The following is a 17704-nucleotide window of genomic DNA, read 5'->3' as shown; positions in this document are numbered from 1 at the left end:
CGTGGCAGCGCAGACTAAGGAAACCTACGAGCAGACCCTGCGATGGCTGGAATCCTCGCCCAGCCTGGACGAGCTGTGTGAACGATTCCCCAGCGACTGGAACGTAGTCGCCGACAAGCTCGACGCCGTGAAGGGCAAGGGGACCCAAGGCCTGCACGAGGTCATCGGCCAATACTCCACACCCGCACGGCAGAGTCGCGACCGCCAGCTTCCGCAGGCTGCACGCATGAGTCAACTCGTCCAGCGGCGAATGGTGCTCATCAGCCTCCGCTCGGTCAGCGATCGTCGCGAGAGCGGCGTGCAGGAAGGGGCTATCCGCTTCGGACTGATCTACGGCTTCCTCCTTCAACGCACGCTGTTCAAGAAGGACCTTGAACGCAAGCCTGTCCATCTTGGGCGATTCGGGCTGGTCTGGCGCCTTTCGAAGCAGCGCAATCGACTCATGCCGCTCGTGCGCCCGCAGGGCATCTACTGCTTCTACTCCCGCACACTCATCAAGAACATCGTCCGCATCATCGACGGCCGCGACGCCGTTGAGATCGCCGCAGGGGACGGCACCCTAACCGGCTTCCTCAACGAGGAGGGCGCGTCCGTCATCGCCACCGACGATTTCAGTTGGTCGGGAAGTGTCTCCTACCCCGAAAGCGTCCAAAAGTTCGACGCCCGCGCAGCGCTGCAGAAGCTCGCGCCGCGCGTCGCTATCTGCTCCTGGCCACCCGCCGGGAATCCCTTCGAGAAGTCCGTCTTCGTAGCCCCGTCCGTCGAGACCTACATCGTCATCACCAGCACAGACGAGCGTGAAGCCAGCAACTGGGCCACCTATCGCGAGCAGACCGACTTCGAGCTCGACGACAGCACCGCGCTCGACACCCTCGTGTTTCCGCCGGGAAGAAACAGAGTGCTCGTCTTTCGACGTCGCGGCGCCAATTCCTGAAGCTGTGCCGCGCTCCTTCGAGAGTTATGAGGTCTACTGCCAGACGCTCGCGGCTACTGGGCCGGCCAGCCTAAGAGGACGCCAGAGACGCGGTGTCCACCAGTCCTCGCCAGTAGGTCTTGCCAGCTCCACAGAGCAGTGCGTTCGGGTCGTCAGCAGTTGTCGAGCTCGGCACAGGTGTGCGCGCTGAGGCCGTGAAGCCAGCGAACGACGTCATGCGCGCCTTCTCGTGCTGCCGTATCGAGTGGGGTCATTCGTTCCCATCCGGGAACCCAGTCGATGTCGGCGCCGCGATCGCTGAGTAATCGTGCCGTCTCGAGCTGTCCTCCATGGCACGCAGACCAGAAAGCGTGATTGATCTCATCGATCGATGTCTCTGGTTCGGCCTCGAGGTTCGCGACGATCTCGGCGATCATGCCGAGCGCGGCGAGGTCGAAAAGTCCGGCGGTCGCTCCCCGTGCAATCAGTGCTCTGGCCGCGGCCCATTGTGCGAACGCCGTTGCATCTCCCAGAGGTGTGCCGCCTGCGATCACGCCGCCGCGAGCATCGATGTCAGCGCCCCCGTCCAGCAGCGCGGTGATCGCGTCGACGTCGTCAGAACTTGCGGCCCAGTGCAACGCGGTTTCTAGATGAGGGCCGCGGAACCGTGCGTCGACCTCCGCGCCAGCATCGATCAGTGTCGTGATGCTGTCGGCGACGTCGGGAAAGTGGCCGGGCCAATCCGTCGCGACATGCAGCAGGGTTCGGCTCATGCCGTCCGGATCGTCATCGCCGATGCGAGAGGTTGCGAGTTCGGGGTGCGTACGGAGCAGCTGGCGCAGCTCCTCGGTCCGGCCCGCGTGAATCGCCGCGACGGCATCGACGGCCCGTCGATCTCGTGTATCGATCGTGACCACCTGCTGCCTCCCGTCGAAACACCGGTATCCGTAAAGGACCAGTGTCCAGTGCCAGTCGCTGAACGCAAAGGGCACAGGATCGCAGAGGGCAAAGCGGGATCCCGACCGATGGCGGCCGGGATCCTGTGGAGTTGTCAGCAGCAGATGCAGCCGTCGGCGCAAGCCGTGGTGCAGCAGCTGGTGTCACAGCATTCCGTCATGATCGCCTCCTCTCCGTCCGTTGTCGCGCGGGCGGTCTGCTCAGTCGTCTCGCGACTGTGGACCTGGGTGAGCGATCAATGTGCTCGTGCTCGTGCTCGTGCTCGTGCTCGTGGTGGTGATCCTCGTCCGTGTCGTCATCAAGCAGCATGCCGACCGAGGTGGCGCAGGCATCGCCCTTCCACGCTTCGACGCCTTCGCGGATCGCAAAGACAACGATGACGAGCGCTGCGACCGAGTCTGCCCACCACAGGCCGAAGAGGCTGTTGAGGATCAGGCCGATGAGGACGGCCGCCGAAAGGTAAGTGCAGATGAGCGTCTGCTTCGAGTCCGCGATCGCGGTGGCGGATCCGAGCTCCCTACCGGCACGTCGTTCGGCGAGGGAGAGGAAGGGCATGATGACCACGCTCAGGGCAGTTATGACGATGCCCAGGGTGCTGTGCTCGACCTCGACCGCTCCGAAGAGCGCCATCAGCGAGGTCACACTCACGTAGGCCGCCAGGGCGAAGAAGGCGACCGCGATGACGCGCAGGGTCGGCTTCTCCCATCGCTCGGGATCGCGCCGGGTGAACTGCCACGCAACGGCGGCGGCGGAAAGGACCTCGATCGTGGAATCGAGGCCGAAGCCGATCAGTGCGACGGAAGACGCGGCGGCCCCTGCGCTGATCGCGATGATCGCCTCGATCAGGTTATAGGCGATGGTGATGCCGACGATGAGGCGGATACGCCGTTGCAGCTGGCTGCGGCGTTGAATGCGGGCGGTGTCGGTGGTGGTCATCAGCAGGTGCACTCCGATCCTGAGCAGCAGTCCGGATCGACGTAGAGAACCACGCGCAGCATCTCCTCCAGCGCGGGCGCGATGTGCGGATCTGCGAGCCGGTACCAGGTCCGCCGACCGTCAGGCACCGCCTCGACGAGTCCGCAGCCGCGCAGGCAGGCGAGCTGGTTGGACATGACCTGGCGCGAGACGCCGAGAGCGTCAGCGAGATCGGACGGGTATGCCGGGGCCTCGCGCAGGGCGAGCAAGACGCCGGCGCGGGTCGAGTCGGAGAGCGCATAGCCGAGGCGGGCGACCGCAGCGGTGTGAGTCAACGATGCAGCGATCGGCAGTAGGGGAGTTGGGGGCACGCAAAAACAATACATCAGGCCATGAATTCAGCGAACACTGTATGACGAGAGCACCCATCGTGGGCGGCGCGCCCGCTGACCCGTCCGCTTTGCAGACCTGATAGTCCCAGTCGGAACTCAGATCTGCAATATATGTTCGTATGTGCAGATGAACGAATGTTCCCGTCGCGACAAAGGAGACCTCATGCAGTGCCCGAACGACTCATCGATGCTGGTCATGTCTGAACGCTCCGGCGTAGAGATCGACTACTGCCCTCAGTGTCGAGGCGTATGGCTGGACCGTGGCGAGCTCGACAAGATAGTGGAGCGCGCCGCCGCCGAGCAGGGTCCGGGTCGCGACAACTTGGGTCGATCTCGTAATGACGACGGATATCGCAGCGGGCATGACGGCGGTCATTCCGGCAATAGGCAAGGTGAGCACTCGACAGGTCGTTCCGGCCGCCGCAAGGAGGGTTGGCTGGGGGACATCTTCGGCTGACCATTTCCCGTCGCCCCCGGCGTTTGCGCGTCGGAACCTAGATGATCGGAGTCTGGTGTTCGGTGCAGGTTCTCGGCCGCGACTCTCCCCTGCGGCGCATCCAGCGGGGCGAGGTCGAATTGCTGCGGTCGCGTCAGCCCTGGCGTTCAGCGTGGCATTGATCGACCAAGCGACCAAGCGGTTGGCAGAGAGTCAGTTGAGTCAAACCGAGCGCGTCCCGCTCATCGGGGATCTCCTGGGGCTGCAGCTTGCATACAATCCGGGGGCAGTTCTCTCCCTCGGATCGGAGAGCACGTGGGCACTCACCGTCTTGGGGCTTCTGGCCACGGTCGCGTTGGTCGTCGCCGCACTCAGGACAAGGTCTCTGGGGTGGGCAACTGTCATCGGGATCATCGGAGGGGGTGCGGTCGGCAACCTTCTCGACCGACTGTTCCATGCACCAGCGTTTGGGCGCGGTGAGGTCACCGATTTCATTGCATACGGTTCTCTATTCATCGGCAATATCGCTGACGTGGCCCTCGCCATCGGCGTCGGGCTAGGGCTTCTCGGATTACTACGGAGTTCGCCAAACGCTCGACCGCATCGCACTGAAAAGACGGGGGACACTTGAGGGACCCGAAACAGCCCGTGGTACGCGGAACATAACGAACTCGTGGCTCACGAAGAGGTGCGACGGGACTCAGCGATGCAGCTCGCCATCCGGCGTGGAATGGAGCAGCTCGGTGTGGTGAACATGCTCCAACCCAAGTTCCAGCAACTCGCGCACGTGATCGTCCGCGATTGCGTAGAAGGCCATCCGCCCTTCTTTTCTCGCCGAGACAACACGATGGGCTCGTAGCAACCGCAGCGCGTGAGAGGTGGCGGAATCACTAAGGCCGGCTGAATTTGCCAGATCCCCCACGCTGCGCGCTCCACCTAACAGGGTGATGAGGATGGCTAGACGGCTCGGGTCTCCCAGTAGATCGAAGACGTCCGCAAGCTGCATCACCGCAGGCGACGATTGTGACCAGTCGTCGGATCGAGCTCTCTCAATCATCGGCACCCCTCTGCTCAGATCGGCCCTCGAGTCTCGCCGAATGCGACGGGCTCGCACTGGATGGTGGCATGAGCAATGTTATGGCGATCGCGCAGCACGGCTTGGACCTCGGTGAGCACGCTCTCGTAGTCGGCGCCCTTTGCGACAACGACGTGTCCGCTGGCACTGTCCATCCCTGATGTGATGGTCCATATATGCAGGTCGTGAACGGCCTCGACGCCGGGAATCGCGGCGACGTCGGCCGTGATCCGCTCGACATCGACGCCCTCGGGGGCTGCCTCCAGCAGGATCCGCAAGGCCTGCCGGGTCAGCTTCCACGTCCGCGGGAGGATGAAGAGTCCGATGCCGACCCCGATGATCGGGTCCGCGTAGGGCCACCCCGTCGTTGCGAGGATGATCGCCGCAACGATCACGCCGACCGAGCCGATCAGGTCGCCGAGCACCTCTAGATAGGCGCCTCGAACATTCAGGCTCTCCTTGGATCCGCTCATCAGCAGTCGGAAGCTCACGAGGTTGATCGCCAGGCCGATGACCGCGGTGATCAGCAGAGGCATGCCGGGAACCGTCGGTGGGTCGCCGAATCGACGGATCGCCTCGAACAGAACGAAGCCTGCGACTCCGAAGAGCAGAACCCCGTTAGCCAGCGCCGCGAGCACCTCGAGGCGGTAGAGGCCGTACGTGCGCTGAGTCGAGGTTTTCCTCGCCGCGAGGGTGACCGCCGCGAGTGCCAGGCCGAGGCCGATGACATCGGTGCCCATGTGGGCTGCGTCCGAGATGAGCGCCAGCGAGTTGACCGAGAAGCCGACGATGAACTCGACGACCATGTAACTGGCCGTCAGCGCGAACGCTATTGCGAGGGGCCGCCGGTGGCGCCCACCTGCCGATTCCATCGACGCGTGCGAGTGACCCTCGCCCATCAAAGTCCGCCGACTTTGTTATATGAACACATATTCACATGATAGTTGCGCCGGTGCCCTCGTCAAGTCATGCATGGAAGATCAGCGGCTCGCGCGAACACTCGTGCCTTCCATCCGCTGCCGCACAAATAATGCTGCGGCCATGGCGATGGTGGCGGCCAGGACGTGCGCTGCGTCCCAGCCGACCCCGGAGAAGGGCAACGGAAACGCGGGATTCCAGAGGACCGCGACCGCCGCGATGGCGACGATCCACACATGGGAGCGAGCCTGCCAGGCGAAGACGACCACGATCAGAGCCAGCGCGCACGCGATGAAGCGGATCACGGTCGCGGTGCCCAGATGCTGCGTCAAAAGGCCGACGACCAGCGTCACCGCTAGCAGGAGTGCAGGGAGGAAGGCAGGACGGAAGTACTCCTGGGCTGTCGCTCGGCGGGTGGTCGTCATTCGATCTCCTCGTCACATCCGACGCCCAAACGGCCGATCAGACCGCACTCGGGACGTATCGACGGCGGTGTCCTCCGCGGTCGCATGGAGGCGTCAGGCTATCCTGAGTGCGTAAACGACGGCCGACAAGCGGTGAGGGAGGATTCATGCAAGCCATGCAGACCCCCTGGGCACGCCTCCTCGTCGCACTCACCGCGGGCATCGCAATCTGTCTCGCGCTCTTCGTCGGGCACGAGGTTTCGGAACGGGCCGCAGCTCATTCGGCCGGTTTGCCGGCCGTCACGACAGCGCTTGTGGCCGACACCGAAGCGATCAACGCAGGCGACGAACAATCGTTCTCGGACGGCTTCGAGCTGATGTCCGGAGGACAGTCGCTCGGTGAACAGGGCCTGCTCGAATGTGCGCTGCTCGGATGTATCTGCATCGCGGTGATCCTGCTCTTGGCCCGCTCCGCACGTCGCGCAGCGGCCGAGCACGACACGCTTGATGCCACGGTGGGCCACCCCGTACTACCCGTCTCGCGAGCGCATCTCCGCGCCGCAGTCGTCGACCTTCCCGCCCTCGGAGTCAGCCGGATCTGAGCCGCACACTCTCGAGCACCGCTCGAGCATGTGCCCGCTTTGCCGACCTTCGGAGATCCTTGAGATCCTCCGGACTCACGAGAGTTCCGTGGTGTATTCGCGAACGTCAACCAACCACATTCCCACCCGGCCGATTCGCATCGTCCCCGAGCCCTCGCAGCTGCGCGGGCGGCGGTCCGCGCGTCGGGTTAGTGATCGCCGGTCCGACCGTTTCGGCCGCCGCTACCACTCCAGCCGAACACGCACGCCCGCCAGGCGGCTGCACCTGCTCCTCGCGCTCGCCTTCACCGCGTGCCTGACGATGACCACGACCGTCCCGGCTGCGGCGGTTGACATCCGAACGATCGCGTCCCCGTCCGTCAACGAGATCACCCACGCGAACGGCGACAGTCAGGGCCTCGTCGTGACGGACGGAGCGGTCGCCGCATTCCAACGCGATACCTTCTCGGCCACCGAGCCGGGCTCGATTGTCAACTGGCCCTTCCCGCAGTATGTCGCGCTGTCCGACGATTTCGGCCCACGTCCCGCTCCATGCTCCGGATGCTCGACTTACCACCGAGGCCTCGACATGGTCCCCGGCGCCGGAACCCCGATCCAGGCCGTCGCGCTCGGCACGGTACGCGAGACGGGATCGTCGGACTCCGGGTTCGGGGTCTACGCCGTGATCGATCACGTCGTCGACGGCCAGCGGATCAGCAGCCTCTACGCCCACATGCAATTCGGCTCCCTCCAGGTCTCTGAAGGCGACACCGTCACCGCCGGACAGATGCTCGGCCGGGTCGGCGACACCGGCCTCTCCACAGGACCGCACCTGCACTTCGAACTGTGGGACGAGGGCGTGACCCCGATCGACCCGTATCGGTGGCTCAACGAAAAGGCTCCCCGATGAGCACGAAGCCGGCAGTCAAGCGGGCAGCGAAGCGAGGCAGGCCTCTGTCGCGACGTGCGCAGGTTCTTATTAGCATCGCCATTGCCGCGGCGCTGATCGTGCTGACCGGCGTCGTCGTCACGGTCAACAACGCTCAGAACGTGCCGGCTGAGCTGGACGGTGGTCCGGCGCTCATCCGAGACACCAGCCACCGGCTCTCGGATCCTGAGTTGAGTTCGGCGACCCTGGTGGAGTTCCTCGACTTCGAGTGCGAATCCTGCGGGGCCGCGTACCCGTTCGTGGAGCAGCTCCGCGAGGAGTACGCCGATCAGGTGACCTTCATCGTCCGGTACTTCCCGATCCAGAGCCACCGCAACTCCTACAACGCCGCCTACGCGGCGGAAGCAGCCGCGCGCCAGGGCAAATTCGAGGAGATGTACGCCCGACTCTTCGAGACGCAGAGCGGCTGGGGCGAGAAGCAGGAGTCCACCCCCGAGGTGTTCCGTAACCTCGCCGTGGAGCTCGAACTGGATATGGCGCAGTATGACGCCGACATCGTCGACTCCGAGCTGCAAGAACGGGTGGCGGTCGACCAGCAGGACGGTCTCGCCCTCGACGTGACCGGAACGCCCACCTTCTTCCTCGATGGGAAAAAGCTCGAGGTCTCCACGACCGATGAGTTCATCGCAGCCATTGATGTAGCGGTGCGGCAATGAGCATCAGACGGGCGCCGACCTCGTCGAGTGAACGGTCGCCAACCCTGGGATCACCGCTTACGGATCCGCCCCGCGGCTGGTCGCTTTCGCGGCTGAAAAGGCGGGACCGCCTGTTCGTCTTCGGAACGATCCTGCTCGCCCTCGTGATCGCGATCATTGCGGCCCTGCTCGCGGCCGCAGCCTCAAGCGCAGAGAACAGTGGACTGCCCTTCCTCCCGCCGCTCTACGTGCAGCTCGGACTGCCGATCATCAAGGCACTCACCAATCTGGCCAGTGCCAGCACCATCGGCGCGCTCCTGATGGCCGCGATCGCCGTGCCGCGCCGATCCCCGGCGTTCCAGCGCCTGCTCGACGTCGCCGCCCTCTCCGCAGCCTCCTGGGCAGGCACCGGCGCTCTCGCCGCCGTCCTCACCTTCCTCTCCATAGCCGGCGATTTTCGCGCCGACGTCTTCATCCCGGCGCTCGTCCAGTTCCTGCTCACCATTTCCCTCGGGCGTGCCTGGCTGATCACAGTGGTCGTCGCCTCGATCCTCGCGGTCGTCTGCTTCGTCACCCGCCGTCAGGGCCTCGTCGCAATCCTCACCGTGATCTCCCTCGCCGCGCTCGCCCCGCTCGCTCTCGAGGGGCACGCTGCGGGATCGAGCGGCCACTCCGCCGCCTCGAGCTCGATGTGGCTGCACATGGCCGGCGCCTCAGTTTGGGTAGGGGGACTGATCGCTCTCGTCGCCGTCCGCCGAGCCGCCACCCCTGAACAGTTCGACCAGATCCTCCAGCGCTTCTCCGCGATCGCCGGGGCGGCCTTCGTGTTTGTCGCATTCTCCGGATTGGTCAGCGCGACCTACCGGCTGGCTCGGCCAGAGGACTTCGCATCCGTCTACGGGGCGATCGTCATCATCAAGGCCGTCTGCCTGATCCTGCTCGGCGCACTCGGCTGGGCGCAGCGGCGACGGCTCACCCGACTGATCCGCTCGGCACCGCCAGGACGCTCCGCTCGCCTCCTGGCAGCCCTCATCCTCTTCGAGCTCGTCCTCATGGGCATCGCCTCCGGACTCGCCGCAGCACTGGCCGGCACCTCACCGCCGGAAGGAGACGAGAGCCCGGCACGAACCGCCACCGAACGCGTCACGGGCGAACGGCTGCCGGAGCCATTCACCTTCGACAGCGTGTTCAACGCCTGGAGCATCGACCCCGTATGGGCCCTCATCGCGGCATTCGCCGGCGGCCTCTACCTCGCAGGTGTGCGCCGACTCCGCCGCCGAGGAGACCGATGGCCGATCGGACGCACCATCAGCTTCCTGCTCGGGCTACTGGTGCTCGCCTACGTCACCAACGGCGTCGCGAACGCCTACGGCGCCTTCCTCTTCAGCGTCCACATGCTCTCGCACATGACCCTCAGCATGGCCATTCCGGTCCTACTGGTGTTGGGCTCGCCGATCACCCTCGCGCTCAGGACCCTCCAGAAGCGCCAGGACGACAGCAACGGCCCGCGCGAGTGGTTGCTCTACCTCTTGCACTCTCGCGTCACCCGGTTCGCCACCAACCCCCTCGTCACCGCTGTCGCCTTCGCGGGATCCCTTGTCGTCTTCTACTACACGCCGCTTTTCCGTTGGGCCCTCAGCGATCCCATCGGACACCAATGGATGACCGCACACTTCCTGATCGTGGGCTACCTCTTCGCCCTCAGCATGGTCGACGGGGACCCGATCTCCTTCCGGTTCCCGTACCCGGTTCGTCTGCTGATCTTGATGGCGACCATGGGATTCCATGGCTTCTTCGGCACTTCGCTGATGGGCGCCACACAAGTCCTGCTGCCGGACTGGTACGGGGTCGTGGCCGCGGACTGGGGTATCGATGCCCTCCAGGACCAGTTCCTCGCGGGCGGAATCGCCTGGGGGCTCGGTGAAGTCCCCACACTCGCCCTGGCACTGATCGTGGCCCTTCAGTGGAACCGTAGCGACGAGCGCGAATCGCGCCGCGTGGATCGAAGCGCCGATCGAACCGACGACGCGGAGCTGCGCTCCTACAACCAGATGCTCAACCGACTCAAGGGACGCCCATGAGCGGGCCGACGACGACGCGCAGACGACGCGGTGGCGCGATCGCGGTGGCGGGGATGTTCATTGCTCTGACGCTCAGTGGCTGCGCCGCCGCAGCCGACGGCGAGACCGTCGCTGGGAGCAACTATGTCGCCGGCGACGGAACCGTGCTCGAGGTGATTCCAGAGAACCGCACCGATCCGATCCGCTTCACCGGCACCGACGAGTACGGCGAGAGCTTCGACTCCACCCAGGTCGACGACCGCATCCTCGTCGTCAACTTCTGGTACGCAGCATGCCCTCCGTGCCGGACCGAAGCACCCATCCTCCAGGCGCTCTCCGAAGAGTTCGGGGACGAAGGCGTGCAGTTCGTCGGCGTCAACGTGCGTGACGAGGCATCCGTCGCCCAGACGTTCGCCGAGCGATTCGGCGTCGAGTACCGATCGCTCATCGATAGGGACGCCGGTGTCGTCCTGGCCTTCGCCGGAGAGATGACTCCCTCCGCGGTGCCCACCACCGTCGTCCTCGATCGACAAGGTCGTCCGGCTGCCCGCGTGCTCGGCGCCGTCCAGGAGGGCACGCTCCGCTCGCTCGTTCGCGCCGTGCTCGACGAGGATCTTCAGTCGTCGCCTGCCCAATCACCTTCGCGATGAGAGTCAGCTCTGCTTTCGGCCCGAACGCGACGGGTGGTGAGCGATCGTGAATGAGATCGGCTCCTTCTTCGCCAACTCCGCACTTTCCGGCACTCTTCTCATCGCGATCCCACTGGTAATGATCGCGGGCCTCGTCTCGTTCGCCTCGCCCTGCGTGCTGCCCCTGCTGCCGGGCTACCTCGCGTACATATCCGGCACAGCCGACTCCGACGTTCGCAGCCGACGCCGCACCGTTGTCGGGGTCGCCCTGTTCATCCTCGGCTTCTCGGCGGTTTTCGTCAGCTATGGAGCCGCATTCGGCGCCCTCGGGCAGTGGCTCATCCGCTGGCAGGCCCTGCTCACCCGGATACTCGGCATCGTTGTGATCATCATGGCGCTCGTCTTGATCGGCCTAATAAAGCCCCTTCAACGCTCCCTCCGCGCCCGCTGGATGCCCTCGATTGGGACTGCCGGCGCTCCGATCTTCGGCATCCTCTTCGGACTCGGCTGGACGCCCTGCATCGGCCCAACGCTCAGCGCCGTCTTAGCGCTCGGACTTTCCAGCAGCTCCGCAGGACGCGGCGCTGTGCTCGCCGCCGCCTACTGCCTGGGTCTCGGGGTGCCCTTCCTACTGGCCGCCCTCGCCTTCACCTGGTTCACCCGAGCGACGGACTTCATCCGACGCCACATCCGGCTTATCAACCTGATCGGCGGCGCACTCCTGCTGCTGCTCGGCGTACTGATGGCAACCGGGCTCTGGAACCTCATCATCTACGCGATTCAGGGCTGGATCCTCGGATTCCGTCCCATCGTCTGAGCCCAGATCCGCATGAATCACCCGAATCAACCATCCGTAGGAGAGGCATCGCCCATGACGAGACCCGAACTGCCCGAGCCCCCGCCGACGCCGGCCGCCGACGTATGCACGGCCGAGGGGGCACTCTGATGGATCCGGCACTGATTCTCGGCATTGTCCTCGCCTTCGCCTCACTCATCACGATGATCACGCTCGAAGGGGCGAGCATCTCGGCGCTGATCCTCCCCGCGCCGATGATCCTGGTCCTGGGTGGCACCTTCGGCGTCGGCTTCGCCAGCACGACGATGAAAGACGCACTGGCGGCGCTGAAGAGCCTGCCGCGCTACGTCAAGGGCAAGACGCAGGCCCCGCGCGCGGCGGTCGACCAGGTCGTCGAGCTGGCCGAGATCGCCCGCAAGAACGGCCTGCTCGCGTTGGAGGCCGAGGCCGCCAAGATCGAGGATCCGTTCCTGAAGAAGGCGCTGCAGAACATCGCCGACGGTGTCGATGCTGACGACCTGCGGATCATGCTCGAAGACGAAGCCGGCAGTATGGAGCGCACCGGGCAGAACGCGTCGAAGTTCTTCAACTCGCTCGGCGGCTTCGCGCCCACCATCGGCATCATCGGAACCGTCGTCTCCCTCACCCATGTCTTGGAGAACCTGGATCAGCCGGACACCCTAGGACATTCCATCGCCGGTGCGTTCGTTGCCACCCTCTGGGGCGTCATGACGGCCAACTTCCTCTGGCTCCCGATCGGCGGCCGGATCACGAAGATCACCTCGCTCGAATCCGAACGGCTCACCATATTGATCGAGGGCATCATGGCCCTTCAAGCAGGCAGTCAACCCAGGTTGCTCAGCGAGAGGCTCCTCGCCATGATCCCCGCCAGCGAACACGCCGGCGCCCGGAATGCAGCGCGCCCGGACAAGGTCAAAAGTGTCGCCTAGGCAGCCGCTGCTCGCTCCGGCAGGAGCCATGCCTTCCACCGTGCCCGTTGGGTACTCCCGCACGATCGACAGAACCCGAGAGGACACCGACAGCGTGAGTCAACATTTCGCAATCGGGTGGACCGCCATGGGAAGCCTCACCATCCGCACTGCACTGCAGGCGAAGGCCGTCGAGCATGGTTCGAATGCGTGGGGTACCCGGGCGCGTGCTGACGGGTGCGCAGTGGATTCGCTTCCATGCTGACCCTCGCAACCGCTGTGTTCCTCGCCGGCATCGAGCTGACTTCAGCCGCAGAGGCAGTGATCGCCGTTGCGCCCACTCCGCCCCCGAAATCGCCCTCTGCTCCCACCCCGACTCCAACTCCGACCCCGATGCCATTCGACGAGACGCTGATCACACCAGGCCCGTTCGGATTCATCGTGACCTTCGGGATCGCCGCGGTCACGGTGCTCCTCGTCCTCGACATGGTGCGTCGGGTTCGGCGCGTGCGTCTGCGGCAGGAGCTGGAGTCCGAAGCAGAGAGAGCCCGCGATGCCGATGCAGGCAACGACTCCGCCGCCTGACTCCAGCCCCGAACCCGTCTATGTTGCGGCAGCGATCTTTTCCAATCACAAGCATCTTGTCGCGAACACAATCCCCAGTGCAGCGAAGTTCGGTCTGGGTGAAGAAGGCAGTGCGACGGTGCTCGAAGCGCGAAGCGAAGCGAATCTGGGCCAACCAGGCCCCTAGGGTGGCCAGGTGACCACTGCGGTGCGCTGGATGGAGCACCGGCAGATCTGGCTCTATCTTGCGGCGACCGCGGTTGGCGTCATCGGCGGGATCGCAGCTCCTCAGTCCGCCTCGGTCCTCGCCGCAAGCATCAACCCCGTCCTCGGACTGCTGCTCTTCGCCACCTTCCTCGGCGTGCCGCTCTCCCGGATCGGACGCGCCTTCCGCGACGTGCGCTTCCTGGCCGCGATCCTGGCGCTCAACTTCGTCGCCGTCCCCATCGTGGTGTTCGGGCTGTCGAGATTCGTCTCGGCTGATCTTGCCCTGCTCATCGGCGTCGTCCTTGTCCTTTCGACACCGTGCATCGACTACGTGATCGTGTTCGCGGGCATCGCCGGCGGTGCGAAGGACCGCCTGTTGGCGGCGGCACCGCTGCTCATGCTCGTGCAGATCCTCCTGCTGCCGGCTTACCTCCTGCTGTTCGCCGGGGCGGCCGCGATCTCTTCGATCGAGATCCTGCCTTTCGTCGAGGCTTTCGTGTTCCTCATCGCCCTTCCCCTGGCGGCGGCGGCACTCGTGCAGTGGGTCGCTGCGCGCTCGAAGGTCGGCGTGCGGATCGAGAAGGTGACGCAAACGGCAATGGTTCCCCTGATGATGGCGACGCTCGCCGTGGTCATCGGGTCTCAGATCAGCGCGGTCGGAGAGCGCCTGGGGAAGCTGCTGCTGGTCGTCCCGATCTATGTAGCCTTCCTCGCGGTCATGCTGGTCGTCGGTATCGCCACGGCACGGGTCGCACGATTGGATGTGGCGGCGAGCAGGGCACTGGTGTTCTCCGGCGCGACGAGGAACTCGCTGGTCGTCCTACCCCTCGCCCTCGCTCTCCCAGCAAGCCTGGATCTCGCTCCACTTGCCGTCGTCACGCAGACCCTCATCGAGCTGATGGGCATGCTCACCTTCGTGAAGCTGGTACCCCGTCTCGTCCGGTAGCGCATTGAGGACGGAACCAACGCCGACACTTCCGGCTATTGCTCAGTGCCCAGCATCGAAATGGGAGAAGGAGCGTGACTGTCGATCCTGATTGAATTGAAACGGATCGCGCGATAGGCGAGCACCGCAAGATCACCTGCTTTGGACACACAGGGCGGCGTCGCCGCCAATACTTGACGTCCTCTACCGCCCACGACGAATAGCAGGGCTCCCGGAAGACGAGTGTGTGAGAATCTGCGTATGGATGCAGATAAGCAGATGTGCGGACGGAGCCCAGACAGTCAAAACGTGGAACTCGCGGTGGAAGTGTTCGCGATGCTGGCCGACGCGACGCGCGTTCGGTTGATCCTCGCTTTGCGAGATGGCGAGCGTTCCGTGAATCAGCTCGCGGAGGCGGTCGATAAGTCAGCGGCCGCGGTTTCGCAGCACCTCGCCAAGCTGAGGCTGACGCGAATGGTCACCACGCGGCAGGACGGGACCCGCGTCTTCTATCGGCTCACCGATGAGCACGCGAACCGTCTCGTGTCGGATGCGATCTTCCAGGCAGAGCATTCCCTGGGCGGTACGCCCCGCCATCACCACTCGCAGTCGGAAGCCTTGGAATGACCTCCCTGCATAGACACTCGGAGCACGAGCACGAGCACGAGCACGAGCACGAGCACGAGCACGAGCACGAGCACGAGCACGAGCACGAGCACGAGCACGAGCACGAGCACGAGCACGAGCACGAGCACGAGCACGAGCACGAGCACGAGCACGAGCACGAGCACGAGCACGAGCACGAGCACGAGCACGAGCACGAGCACGAGCACGAGCACGAGCACGAGCACGAGCACGAGCACGAGCACGAGCACGAGCACGAGCACGAGCACGAGCACGAGCACGAGCACGAGCACGAGCACGAGCACGAGCACGAGCACGAGCACGAGCACGAGCACGAGCACGAGCACGAGCACGAGCACGAGCACGAGCACGAGCACGAGCACGAGCACGAGCACGAGCACGAGCACGAGCACGAGCACGAGCACGAGCACGAGCACGAGCACGAGCACGAGCACGAGCACGAGCACGAGCACGAGCACGAGCACGAGCACGAGCACGAGCACGAGCACGAGCACGAGCACGAGCACGAGCACGAGCACGATGGCCACGACCACCATGGAAAAGGCTCGGAAGCGCATTCCCACGGGGCGGAGGGCCATTCACACCCGACAGGGTTTCGAGGGTTCCTCTACGGCCTGTTCGTGCCGCATTCGCACGACGCGTCCGATTCGGTCGACGACGCACTGGAAGCGAGTGCCCAGGGTGTCCGTGCGCTCAAGATCAGCCTGTTCGTGCTGCTCGGCACCACAGTTCTCCAGCTGCTGGTGGTCCTGATCTCAGGCTCGGTGGCGCTGCTAGCTGACACCATTCACAACTTCTCTGACGCCCTGACCGCGGTACCCCTGTGGATCGCCTTCAACCTCGGGCGACGTGCCGCATCGCGGCGATACACCTACGGCTTCGGTAGGGCCGAAGACCTCGCCGGTCTTTTCATCGTCATCGTGGTCGCTGCCTCGGCGCTCGTCGCAGCCTGGCAGTCGATCGTCCGGCTTCTCAATCCGCAGCCGATCGAGAACCTGTGGTGGGTGGTCGCGGCTGGTGTGATCGGGTTCGCGGGGAACGAAGTCGTGGCGATCTACCGAATCCGCGTCGGGCAACGCATCGGATCTGCCGCCCTCGTCGCCGATGGCGTCCATGCGCGGACGGACGGGTTCACCTCCCTCGCGGTCGTCGTCGGCGCAGTCGGGGTCATGCTCGGATTCCCCCTCGCCGACCCCATCGTGGGAATAGTGATCTCTGTCGCCATCCTCGTGCTGCTCTGGGGAACGGTCCGGTCTATCGGGCGTCGGCTGATGGATGGCATCGAACCTGAGTTGGTTGAGAAGGCGGAGGCGGCTCTCAGGGCCACGCCGGGAGTGCGGGCCGTCGACCAGCTCCAGCTGCGCTGGGTGGGGCATCGGCTGCAGGGTGCAGCGTCTGTCGTGCTCGACGATATGACCCTGACGGAGGTCGCGGTGGTGATGGCCGAGGCCGAACACCGCCTCGGCCATGCGTTGCCAAATCTCGACGGCGTTCAGCTTCGTCCGGCCCGTAGTTCGGCCGCTGTCCAGTAGCTTTCGTCGCCGAGCCTGCAGTTGGCGACGGTGGAGCGGGCGCGTGGCAGCACCCGCTCCACCGCAGTCCCGCCTAGAGCGACCTGAGCAGCGAGCTCATCTCGTCGATCTCTGCCGTCTGGTCCTCGACGATGGTTTTGGCCAGCTCGATCGCGTCAGGGTTCTCCCCGTCGCTGATCTCGGTCTGTGCCATCGTGATCGCTCCCTTGTGGTGAGTGGTCATCCCTTCCAGGAACAACCTCGTCGCTTCATCTCCGGTGGCCTTATCGAGTGCATTCATGTCGTCGGAGGACATCATGCCGTTCTCTCCCATGGTTCTCATGTCTGACATGTCTGAGCTGTTCATCATCTCGCCCCAGATGCTGAGCCATGAGGTCATCGTGATGATCTCCGGATCCTGCGCAGCCTTGATCCGGGTTGCGAGGTCGATGACGTCGGCGTCGATGCCGTCCTTCGCGAGGATCATGTCCGCCATCTCCACTGCTTGCTGGTGGTGAGGAATCATGTCCATCGCGAACGTGACGTCCGCGTCGTTGTGGGGGCCGGTGTTGGTGATACTCGTGTCGGTCGTGGCGGTGCCCGATGTGCCGTGATCCATTCCGGTCATAGATCCGGAGGGCGAGTTGGTCGAGCAGGCGGCGAGGGTCGCCGTCAGCGCGAGGGCGCCGGCCAAAGCAAGGGTGTAGCGGTATTTCGACATCAGATTTGTCCTATCAACTGCGTGTGAATGATCTAGGGGAGGAGAGGAGTGCCCCGCGAGGGCTTCCCAGATCAGGTGCGGCTGATGGACAGAAGTATGAGGTCGGGCGGGGCCCGATTGTCGAGCGCCGAGGCAGGTGCGGCCACGTTCCCGCCGCCCGTTCCGCTGTCTGATCCGCCTTGCCCGAACACGTTCAGGGCAATGGCGGAGGCCAAGGTGAGTGCCGTGAGCAGAAGGGCCAGCACGCACGCCATCGCGGCCATGCTGTGCCCGGTATCGCAGGTGCCGGTGCATTCCGACCCGGCCGCAGGGGACATACCGGCGTCGTGACCTCTCGGGGTATCGACTGCCATCGGCATGGACATCGATCCGCCGCCGTGGTTTCCGGCAGCGGTGGCGATCGTGTGCATGCCCAGCAGCCCAACGACAACCGCGCACACCACTGCGAGCAGCATGAGGGTGGGGGAGGTGTCGCGGTGTCGGCGCACCAAGCCGCCGAGCATCGACAGGCTCATCGCGGCGGGTCCGCATGGCGCCCGGGG

Annotated in this window: 23 protein-coding genes; 14 read left to right on the top strand and 9 right to left on the bottom strand. The window is 64.8% G+C overall.

Annotated features, from left to right (window positions below; translation table 11 throughout):
- The first annotated feature begins 1 nt into the window (after position 1).
- Positions 2-934 carry a hypothetical protein gene (locus E6C64_RS10625; protein ID WP_136427449.1) on the top strand — a complete coding sequence of 311 codons (933 nt, stop codon included), beginning with the start codon at positions 2-4 and terminating at the stop codon, positions 932-934.
- A gap of 152 nt (positions 935-1086) precedes the next feature.
- Here E6C64_RS10625 and E6C64_RS10620 read toward each other — a convergent pair whose 3' ends face one another.
- From E6C64_RS10620 to E6C64_RS10610, 3 genes are all read right to left on the bottom strand, one after another.
- On the bottom strand, positions 1087-1905 hold the full coding sequence (locus tag E6C64_RS10620; RefSeq protein WP_199241013.1) for an ankyrin repeat domain-containing protein: 819 nt from the start codon (positions 1903-1905) through the stop codon (positions 1087-1089).
- A 121-nt stretch (positions 1906-2026) separates the two neighbouring features.
- A complete protein-coding gene (locus E6C64_RS10615; protein ID WP_136427448.1) occupies positions 2027-2806 on the bottom strand; it encodes a cation diffusion facilitator family transporter in 780 nt (259 codons plus the stop codon).
- Complete coding sequence (locus E6C64_RS10610) at positions 2806-3171, bottom strand: ArsR/SmtB family transcription factor (protein ID WP_136427447.1); 366 nt, start codon at positions 3169-3171, stop codon at positions 2806-2808. Before E6C64_RS10610 ends, E6C64_RS10615 begins: the two co-directional genes overlap by 1 nt.
- Positions 3172-3340: 169 nt before the next feature.
- Between E6C64_RS10610 and E6C64_RS10605 the strand changes: the two genes are divergently transcribed.
- On the top strand, positions 3341-3634 hold the full coding sequence (locus E6C64_RS10605) for a TFIIB-type zinc ribbon-containing protein (RefSeq protein WP_136427563.1): 294 nt from the start codon (positions 3341-3343) through the stop codon (positions 3632-3634).
- Positions 3635-3785: 151 nt separating this feature from the next.
- The gene (locus E6C64_RS10600; RefSeq protein WP_233255565.1) at positions 3786-4244 is read left to right on the top strand and encodes a signal peptidase II; all 459 of its coding nucleotides are present in this window, start codon (positions 3786-3788) and stop codon (positions 4242-4244) included.
- Positions 4245-4313: 69 nt separating this feature from the next.
- On the opposite strand, the gene E6C64_RS10595 is transcribed toward E6C64_RS10600, so the two are convergent.
- The 3 genes from E6C64_RS10595 to E6C64_RS10585 form a co-directional block, all read right to left on the bottom strand.
- Complete coding sequence (locus E6C64_RS10595; protein ID WP_233255564.1) at positions 4314-4619, bottom strand: ArsR/SmtB family transcription factor; 306 nt, start codon at positions 4617-4619, stop codon at positions 4314-4316.
- A gap of 65 nt (positions 4620-4684) precedes the next feature.
- On the bottom strand, positions 4685-5560 hold the full coding sequence (locus tag E6C64_RS10590) for a cation diffusion facilitator family transporter (protein WP_269846379.1): 876 nt from the start codon (positions 5558-5560) through the stop codon (positions 4685-4687).
- Between the two features lie 108 nt (positions 5561-5668).
- Positions 5669-6031 carry a DUF6804 family protein gene (locus tag E6C64_RS10585; protein ID WP_332908226.1) on the bottom strand — a complete coding sequence of 121 codons (363 nt, stop codon included), beginning with the start codon at positions 6029-6031 and terminating at the stop codon, positions 5669-5671.
- 155 nt (positions 6032-6186) lie between these two features.
- On the opposite strand from E6C64_RS10585, the gene E6C64_RS19095 reads away from it, so the two are divergent.
- From E6C64_RS19095 to E6C64_RS10540, 10 genes are all read left to right on the top strand, one after another.
- A complete protein-coding gene (locus tag E6C64_RS19095) occupies positions 6187-6612 on the top strand; it encodes a hypothetical protein (protein WP_158437831.1) in 426 nt (141 codons plus the stop codon).
- A 301-nt stretch (positions 6613-6913) separates the two neighbouring features.
- Entirely contained in the window at positions 6914-7501 is a 588-nt protein-coding gene (locus E6C64_RS19090; protein ID WP_158437830.1) for a M23 family metallopeptidase, read from the top strand.
- On the top strand, positions 7498-8196 hold the full coding sequence (locus E6C64_RS10575) for a DsbA family protein (protein WP_136427441.1): 699 nt from the start codon (positions 7498-7500) through the stop codon (positions 8194-8196). Before E6C64_RS19090 ends, E6C64_RS10575 begins: the two co-directional genes overlap by 4 nt.
- Positions 8193-10256: a bifunctional copper resistance protein CopD/cytochrome c oxidase assembly protein gene (locus tag E6C64_RS10570; protein ID WP_136427440.1), complete on the top strand. Its 2064-nt coding sequence runs from the start codon at positions 8193-8195 to the stop codon at positions 10254-10256. Before E6C64_RS10575 ends, E6C64_RS10570 begins: the two co-directional genes overlap by 4 nt.
- Positions 10253-10885, top strand: a complete 633-nt coding sequence (locus tag E6C64_RS10565; protein ID WP_136427439.1) for a TlpA family protein disulfide reductase — start codon at positions 10253-10255, stop codon at positions 10883-10885. Before E6C64_RS10570 ends, E6C64_RS10565 begins: the two co-directional genes overlap by 4 nt.
- Positions 10886-10931: 46 nt before the next feature.
- A complete protein-coding gene (locus tag E6C64_RS10560; protein WP_369122743.1) occupies positions 10932-11681 on the top strand; it encodes a cytochrome c biogenesis CcdA family protein in 750 nt (249 codons plus the stop codon).
- 128 nt (positions 11682-11809) lie between these two features.
- Positions 11810-12610 carry a motility protein A gene (locus E6C64_RS10555; protein WP_136427438.1) on the top strand — a complete coding sequence of 267 codons (801 nt, stop codon included), beginning with the start codon at positions 11810-11812 and terminating at the stop codon, positions 12608-12610.
- 237 nt (positions 12611-12847) lie between these two features.
- Positions 12848-13174, top strand: coding sequence for a hypothetical protein (locus tag E6C64_RS10550; RefSeq protein ID WP_136427437.1), 327 nt, complete (start codon positions 12848-12850; stop codon positions 13172-13174).
- A gap of 196 nt (positions 13175-13370) precedes the next feature.
- Positions 13371-14306 carry an arsenic resistance protein gene (locus E6C64_RS10545; protein ID WP_136427561.1) on the top strand — a complete coding sequence of 312 codons (936 nt, stop codon included), beginning with the start codon at positions 13371-13373 and terminating at the stop codon, positions 14304-14306.
- Positions 14307-14546: 240 nt separating this feature from the next.
- Positions 14547-14912 carry an ArsR/SmtB family transcription factor gene (locus E6C64_RS10540; RefSeq protein ID WP_136427436.1) on the top strand — a complete coding sequence of 122 codons (366 nt, stop codon included), beginning with the start codon at positions 14547-14549 and terminating at the stop codon, positions 14910-14912.
- On the opposite strand, the gene E6C64_RS19430 is transcribed toward E6C64_RS10540, so the two are convergent.
- Complete coding sequence (locus E6C64_RS19430; protein WP_233255588.1) at positions 14882-15466, bottom strand: hypothetical protein; 585 nt, start codon at positions 15464-15466, stop codon at positions 14882-14884. The genes E6C64_RS10540 and E6C64_RS19430 overlap by 31 nt on opposite strands.
- An 84-nt stretch (positions 15467-15550) precedes the next feature.
- On the opposite strand from E6C64_RS19430, the gene E6C64_RS19425 reads away from it, so the two are divergent.
- The gene (locus E6C64_RS19425; RefSeq protein WP_332908225.1) at positions 15551-16462 is read left to right on the top strand and encodes a cation diffusion facilitator family transporter; all 912 of its coding nucleotides are present in this window, start codon (positions 15551-15553) and stop codon (positions 16460-16462) included.
- A 73-nt stretch (positions 16463-16535) separates the two neighbouring features.
- Here the strand turns inward: E6C64_RS19425 and E6C64_RS10530 are convergent, their stop codons facing one another.
- The gene (locus tag E6C64_RS10530) at positions 16536-17135 is read right to left on the bottom strand and encodes a DUF305 domain-containing protein (protein WP_233255561.1); all 600 of its coding nucleotides are present in this window, start codon (positions 17133-17135) and stop codon (positions 16536-16538) included.
- A 98-nt stretch (positions 17136-17233) separates the two neighbouring features.
- A complete protein-coding gene (locus E6C64_RS10525; protein WP_136427433.1) occupies positions 17234-17677 on the bottom strand; it encodes a DUF6153 family protein in 444 nt (147 codons plus the stop codon).
- Between the last annotated feature and the right edge of the window lie 27 nt (positions 17678-17704).

Source organism: Naasia lichenicola (assembly GCF_004801885.1).
Classification (GTDB): domain Bacteria; phylum Actinomycetota; class Actinomycetes; order Actinomycetales; family Microbacteriaceae; genus Naasia; species Naasia lichenicola.
This window is presented reverse-complemented; position numbering and strand designations above follow the sequence as displayed.